General features: G+C 57.9%; 5 protein-coding genes. All 5 read left to right on the forward strand.

Annotated features, from left to right (window positions below):
• Nucleotides 1-505: hypothetical protein (locus tag H5U38_12130; GenBank protein ID MBC7187771.1), on the forward strand; the 505-nt coding region annotated here is incomplete at its 5' end.
• 55 nt (nt 506-560) lie between these two features.
• The gene (locus H5U38_12135; GenBank protein MBC7187772.1) at nt 561-2,024 is read left to right on the forward strand and encodes a hypothetical protein; all 1,464 of its coding nucleotides are present in this window, start codon (nt 561-563) and stop codon (nt 2,022-2,024) included.
• Between the two features lie 27 nt (nt 2,025-2,051).
• Nucleotides 2,052-4,898 (forward strand): TonB-dependent receptor, encoded by a 2,847-nt coding sequence (locus H5U38_12140; protein MBC7187773.1) that lies wholly within the window; start codon nt 2,052-2,054, stop codon nt 4,896-4,898.
• A gap of 85 nt (nt 4,899-4,983) precedes the next feature.
• The gene (locus H5U38_12145; protein ID MBC7187774.1) at nt 4,984-6,753 is read left to right on the forward strand and encodes a hypothetical protein; all 1,770 of its coding nucleotides are present in this window, start codon (nt 4,984-4,986) and stop codon (nt 6,751-6,753) included.
• Nucleotides 6,750-7,420: hypothetical protein (locus tag H5U38_12150; protein ID MBC7187775.1), on the forward strand; the 671-nt coding region annotated here is incomplete at its 3' end. The genes H5U38_12145 and H5U38_12150, both read left to right, overlap by 4 nt.

A 7,420-nucleotide genomic window follows, 5' to 3' on the forward strand; every position in this document is an offset into this window, starting at 1 on the left:
GCCGGGCATCCTGCGCGTTACCCTGCAGTCGGACCCCGCCGACACGTCCATCCTCATCGTGAAAGATGTGGTGAACGTGGCAGAGGGGGACAGCTTTGGTGTGACCATCTACCAGGGAAAGGTGTACAACGACAGTGCCTTCGCTTTGCTATACACAACACCACGCGCCTATCAACAGCAGGATGTGACCTACAATATCATCAAACGAAGCGCAGGCCAGTACCAGAAGTTCACCATCTACGAGAGCCACGTGCCGCCTTTTTCTTATGACAAGATTACCTTCGGCATGACGCCGCGCATCCTGCGCCTCGGGACTTTTGAGATTCCAGTCAAATCGCCTACCGACGTGAGTCCCTTTGTGGAGTTGCACACGCAGTTTCACGTGGAGGAGAAGGGGGTCACAGAGGTAGAGGTGCGCATTCGTCCGTTTCGCTCGGTTCGGCGCTATCGGGACAGCTATCTTTTTGTTCCCGACGTGGAAGTGGTCAGCGTAAAGAATCTGTGAACGGAAGCGGAGGTGGGGACAACTCGCAAGCAATGTTGCTGAGGTGACCAAGCCCATGAAGCGTGTGGTGACAACCGCCTTTCTGCTCGCTCTGGCCTTAGCTGTCGTGTGGTTCGGCTGTGCGCGCAAGACTTCCCCTGCGCGCCCCAATCTTCCCCCCAACACGACTGTGGCGAACATCCCAGTGGATGGGGACACGCTGTTTGCCCTCGTCACCTTGCACTGGGACGGCGAAGATGACGACGGCTACATAGTAGGCTACGAGTATCGTTACATCACCTACCATGTGCATGCCGGCGACTCGGTGGTCCAGCCCTGGACGCGCACCGACCAGACCCGCGAGACCATTGCCTTCGAATCGAGCGATCTGCTCAACCGCCAGCGCTTTCAGGTGCGGGCAGTGGACAATGATGGTGACGTCGACCCCACCCCGGCAGAGAAGTGGTTCTACACCTATCAGACGGTCTTCCCCACCACAGAGATCTTGACCCCGACCCAGAACCAGCAGTTCTTTGTCATCGAGCAGACCACCGATTGGTGGCTAGGCATTCACCTCATCTTTCGGGCGCGCGACCAGGACGGCGAAGTGGTGGAGTACGCTTGGGCTGTGGACGACGGTGAGTGGCACTGGATGGCCGACACCTCTGTGTACATCGGCCCTGAACATTTTGTGCCGCTGGACGGCAAGCATACGATTCGCGCTACCTGCCGCGACAACACCAACCTGGTCGATCCGGTGGGCGACGCGGTCACGGTGGAACTCATCAAACCCACCTTTAGCAAGCCCATTCTCATTATTGACGAGACGGTGGAGTCGAAATTCCCCTTCGGCATCAGCTTCAAGGACGCCGACGTGGACAGCTTCTATGCGCGCATCTTCGGCACACGCGACTCCTGGGACTATGAAAAGAACGGCATGCCTCCCAAAAAGGTGCTGGGCGAGTACAAGCTGTTGGTCTGGCACGCGGATAATTACTTCACCTATGAGCGCGATGTGCACAGGCTGCCCCAGCACATCAACGACATCATCGACTACTTGAACGTGGGCGGCGATTTCATCATGGGAGGGTGGCGTATTCTCAAGTCGTTTGCCCACGCCGAACCATTTCCCAAGAGCTTCCGCGAAGGTGACTTTATCTACGACTACCTGCACATCATGGTGGCCGACGAATCGCCACCCATTCCTGACTTCAACGGCGCCTACTCCAGCGACACGCTGCGCTTCAGCAGTATCCGCGTCGACTCGCTCAAACTCTCCGAGTCGTACCTGACCTCGATTCCCGTGATTGGGTTGCAATACGTCAATGTCATGCCGCGGCGGGCAGGCTTTACCAGCGTCATTTGGCGCTACAAGAATGACGACTATGTGGGGATCCCGACGTACCGGGGCTACCCGGTGGGCATCCGCTACTACGGCACCAGCTTCGATGCCATAGTGTTGGGCTTCCCGATGTTTTTCATCAAGGAGGAGGATGCCGCGCGCATGGCGCAGGAAATGCTCAGGAGTCTTGGCTATTGATGTCCCTTTTCCAGAGAGAACGTGACGATGAGGAAAACGATGGTGCTCAGGCAGCGTAGTCTTGCCTTGGTGGCGTTGGCAGCAGTCCTGGGGGGCCATCAGCTCTGGGCGGGCAATACCGGCAAGATTGCCGGCGTGGTGGTCGACAAGCAGACCAAGGAGCCGCTGATGGCCTGCAACGTGATGATACGGGGTACCACGTTGGGAGCTGCCACGGATGCAAAGGGGATGTACTACATTCTGCAAGTGCCCCCAGGCAGATACGAGGTGACGGCGTCGTACATCGGCTATCACACCAAGACCGTGGCCAATGTGGAGGTGAAGGTCGACCTCACCACCCGCGTCAACTTTGAGCTGGAGTCGACGGCCATCGAGTTTCCTGAGTTGGTGGTGGTGGCCGAAGAGCCGCTTGTCCAACTGGACATCACCTCCACGCGCAAAACGACCAGCCGCGAGCAGATCGAGCAGACCCCAGGTTTTGAGAGGACCACCGACCTCTTTCTGCTGCAAGGTGGCGCGGTGATTGATGCGGCACCGCAAGCTATTCGCTTCGGGGATGGTACGCAGCTCCAGGTGCGCGATGAGAGCGTCAAGGATATCCATGTGCGTGGCGGCCGCGGCGGCGAAATCCTCTTCATGGTGGATGGCGTGCCGGTGACGCACCCCATCTACGGCGGCCGGGACGTGCTCAACCTGAACGTTGTGGACATCAAGCAGATGGAGCTGCTGACCGGGGCGTTCAACGCCGAGTACGGCCAGGCACAGTCGGGGGTGGTCAACATCACCACGCGCTCCGGAGGCCAGCGGCTGGAAGGTGGTGTCGAGTACAAGTCCTCCGAAATGCTCAACACCTATGCCACCGAGTATGGTTCCTTTTACCTTGGGGGGCCCGAGCCGGTGTCGCGGTTGCTCTCGACGCTGGGACTGCGCTTGCCGGGTTCCTTGAGCTTCTTCTTGTCAGGCAATGGTACCCTTTCAGACACCCCCTACAACAACCACCGCAGGCGCGATGACATCAATATTCTCGGCCTGAAGATTAGGGAGAAACAGGACAACGACGGCAACTTCAACGCCAAGGTCGGTTGGCAATTGACGCAGCAACTCGATCTGGGCTTCTCTTACCATGGCTCCTGGAAGAGCTGGAGCAGCTTTGACTGGCTGTGGAAGAACTATCCCGACCACACGGCCGAGTATGCGCGCAAGAATCAGAATCTCATGTTGCGCATCAACCATACGCTTTCACCGTCGACTTTCTACACGGTCAATTTTGGCTATCTCACCGTGGACTATACCGGCTCGCTGGATGGCAAGTCGCCTGCCGATTTCTGGCGTTTCTACAAAGACGGGGTGGAGTACGACTACTACACCTATGTTCGCAACTTCTCCGGAGCGCCGGACTCGCTCAAGTCAACTATCAAGGCGGCGACCACTGACGGCTATGGCTTTTTTGATGCCCAGAGCTACGAAAACGTCTGGCGAGACGACCACACGAAGACGCTGACGGTGAAGGCCGACATTACTTCGCAGATCCACCCTGAGCATCTGGTGAAGACGGGCTTCTTGGTCCAGTACAACGATATTCACTACGTGGATATCCAAGATGGTGGCGTGAAGCTTTCCAACTACGGGCTGCACGTGTTCAAGAACGAGCCGCCGTTTCCGGCTCCCAACGGGCCGTACAAGGAGTTTGGTCAGAATCGCTGGGTGTTCACTGCCTACCCCACGAGCGGCGGCTGGTACGTGCAGGACAAGTTCGAAAAAGGGTCGCTCATCATCAACGCAGGAGTACGCGCCGATTGGTTCCGCTTGGGCTCGACGGTAGAGAACAAGGCGTGGAAGAAAGCTTGGGAGGACGCGACCGGCTTACGCGCCAACTGGAAACAGCTCAAGTACAAGGTGAGCCCGCGCTTCGGGATCTCGTTCCCCATTTCCGACCGCACGGTGATCTTCTTCTCGTACGGGCACTTTAGCCAGCTCCCTGAGCTCCAGTACATGTACCGCGACCCCTATACGGGAGGCTTCACCGGCAATCCCTTCTTGGACTTTGAGCAGACAATCTTGTACGAGTTTGGCTTCACGCACCAGTTCCTCAATGACTGGGCCTTCGATGTGAAAAGCTACACCAAGGACATCTCCAAACAGGTCGAGACCACCCAACTTCTGGCGGCCCTTGGCCTTCCGGTCTACCTCTACGACAACAAAGGGTACGCCAGGGCGCGTGGCTTGGAGTTCGAATTGGTGAAGCGCTACTCCCATTTTACCTCGGGCAAGTTGAACTACACAGTGCAGTGGGCGACCGGCTACTCCTCATCCGCCTTCGAGAATTACATCCGCTCGCTCACGGATTTCCCATTGCCAATTCGGGAGCGGCGTTTGGGGTGGGATATTCGCCACCAGTTCATCTTGCAGGCGATGTTGGAGGCGCCACCCAAGAAGAACCCGAGGCTCTTTGGTCTCAAGCTTCCCGACAACTGGAATGTGACTGTTCTTTCGCGAGTTTCCTCTGGGCAACCGTACACACCCTACACCCTCGACCCGGTGGTGGCGCAGAAGACTGAGAACTCCGCGAGCGGCCCGTGGACTATGTCCACTGATGCCAAGATTCGCAAGTCATTCAATTTTGGGCCGGTGCGGCTCTCGCTGTTCGTGGACATTTTCAACGTCTTTGACGAGAAGAACACGCAAATCAGCTATGCGTTCAATACCCTTACCGGCAAGCCCTACAAGTACGGCGACGTGGACCCGCAGTTGACGGCGATCAATGTCTACCAGTACCTGAGCTGGCACAAGATCTACAACCTCATGGATCCCCGCCAGTTCTCCACCGGGCGGCACGTAAAGATAGGAACGAGCATTGACTGGTCATTGGACTGAAGATCAGCGATATTTGCTTTCTCCCATGCAGCAGCAACGCCGAGGTGTGGGCTTCCACGCGAGCCCCCGCCGAGGTTTGGCGACTGTGCTCCCCCTCGTGTGGATGCTGGTGTTCAGCGCTTCGGTCTTTGGCCAGGCCCGTGTGGCCTTGGACTGGAAGCTGCACGACGTGGGCAAGGTGCGGCAGTTTGTTTCCAACATCGGCAGCCTTTGGCCCACCTGGGTGTTGTGGGGAAGCTGGACAGGGCTCATCTATTGCGAGTTCCCGCCCGGCAGTTATGAGGAACACGTCGGCGAAGGGGGTATTTGGATTGGTGCCATCACCGGCGCGGACACCGCAGTGTCGGTGACGACTAGCTGGCATTCTGACGTGGAGTTTTTCCCCAGTCCTGCCAAATGGGATACCATCTGGGTGGTGGAAAAGGGAGACACGGTGGACATACCCTACTGGCCGGGTTATACGGCCATTGGCGATCAGGATTTTGTCTGCCGGTATGCCGACTTTCATGTCACCAACATAGCTCTGCACACCCCGCTGTATGTGGACGTGATCCAGACCAGTCACGTCTGGGCCTCGCCGCCTTTGGACGAGATGGTCGTGTTCCGCTATCGGGTAACCGCCACAGCCAAGCCCTTGCAGAACGTGTGGATTGCCTATTGGCTGGACGGGAATGTGGGCTACCGCGGTCCAGGATGGTCGTTTGCCTTAGACGACTATTCGGTCTACTATGCGGACCGGCAGATGGGTGTATCGATCGATGCTCCAGGTGGGCCAGATGGCGACGCGTACAGTCCCATCGCGGTGAAGATCTACCCGCCTCGGGGAATGGCCAAGCTGCGCTGGACGTTCAACTGGATCCAGAACCCGGACTTTGGGCCGCCGGCGCGCGATCCTGACCGCTACCGAGAAATGGCTGCAGGAGTGATTATGCAGGATCAGCTGGACCCCATTGGTTCGCAGTTTTTCATAGCCTTTGGACCGTTCAACCTCCAAGTTGGGGACACTGTGCAGTTTTATGTTGGCGAGATCCTCGGGAAGGGTCTCAAAGGGCTGCTGAAGAACGCTGATCGTTTGGACTGGCTGGTGGCGAACGACTTCAAGGTACCGTCGCCGCCGCCGCGGCCACCACTGCGGGTTGAGACAAGGTCGCACCAGGTAGTGCTGCGCTGGAGGGCACAGCCCGGCGAGCCAGATCCGGAAACTTACCAGGACCCCAATCGCGCCGACCACTGTCCACAGCCGTTTGAGGGGTATCGGGTATACAAGAGCACGGTCGGCCCCTCTGGCCCGTGGACCCTTTTGGCTGAGTATGACGTGCCTGGCAACGACCTTGGAGCCAACACCGGCTTAGCCTACGAGTACACTGATGTAGGGCTGCTCAATAACCTCGAGTACTACTACTCGGTGACGGCGTACTCGAAGCCTGACACCGTGTCGGGTTTTCCTTCGCAGGAATCCAGTGTCAGTGCCAATGTCAAGGTGGTCGTGCCGGGCACTCAGCCGCCTGCTACGGTGGGACAGGTTGCGGTGGTTCCGAATCCCTACCGCGGCGATGTGGCCTACCACTCCTACAACCCGCCTTGGGAACGCCCGAAGGGCACCCGCGAACGGTGGATGGAACAAGATCGCCGCATCCAGTTCATCAACTTGCCAGAGGTGTGCGAAATCGATGTCTACACCTTGGCAGGTGACCATGTGATCTCCATCAGCCACCACGACCCGTACAAGGGGTATGAGGATTGGAACCTGACTTCTGGGGTGGGACAGGCGGTGGCAAGTGGTATCTACCTTTTCACGGTGAAGGACACCAGAACCGGTGCCGTACAAGTGGGCAAGTTCGTGATAATCAAATGACGCGAGCCATCTTGCGTAAGACGGGAAGAAAAGCGATAGTCGTAAGTGTCTATATGAGGTTGGCGGCCTGCAGGTCGGCGGCAGGAGTCATTGCCATTGGCCTCCTGTTGGTGCGGACGTTCCCCGCGCAGGCGCAGTGGACCAACCTGGATTGGAAGCTGCACAATGTGGGCAAGGTGCGGCAGCTGGTCACCAACATGGGCACCTTGGATGACACCCATGACTACGTGCGCGTGAACTACCCGGGGCTGTTGTACTGCGAAATGCCGCCGGGCAGCAACGAGGAGCACGTCTACCAAGGCGGGATCTGGATCGGGGCGATCACTCCGTCGGGGGATACGCTTGTCTCGGTGTCGCGGACTCACTTCACCCCGCATGAGTTTTTTCCCACCGCAGAGCCGTGGGACACGGTCTGGGTGGTGCACAAGGGCGACACGGTGGACATTCCCTATTGGCCGCGCTACGCAGCAGTCTCCGACCAAGACTTTGTCTGCCGGTACAGCGACTACAATATCCTCAACGTCACTGACCACACCCCGCTTTATCTGGACGTGGTGCAGTGGAGCTATGCCTGGAGCTCGCCGCCGCTGGACGAGTTTATCGTGTTCAACTACAACGTAATGCCTACCAAGTTTCCTTTGCGGGAGGTGTACGTCGGCTTTTGGCT

This window comes from Calditrichota bacterium (genome assembly GCA_014359355.1).
Lineage (GTDB): Bacteria > Zhuqueibacterota > Zhuqueibacteria > JANLFK01 > Oleimicrobiaceae > Oleimicrobium.

What these genes read in the sequence shown, in the direction of transcription:
- H5U38_12135 (MBC7187772.1), top strand. Translation starts at nt 561, where the DNA reads ATGAAGCGTGTGGTGACAACCGCCTTTCTGCTCGCTCTGGCCTTAGCT.
- H5U38_12140 (MBC7187773.1), top strand. Translation starts at nt 2,052, where the DNA reads ATGAGGAAAACGATGGTGCTCAGGCAGCGTAGTCTTGCCTTGGTGGCG.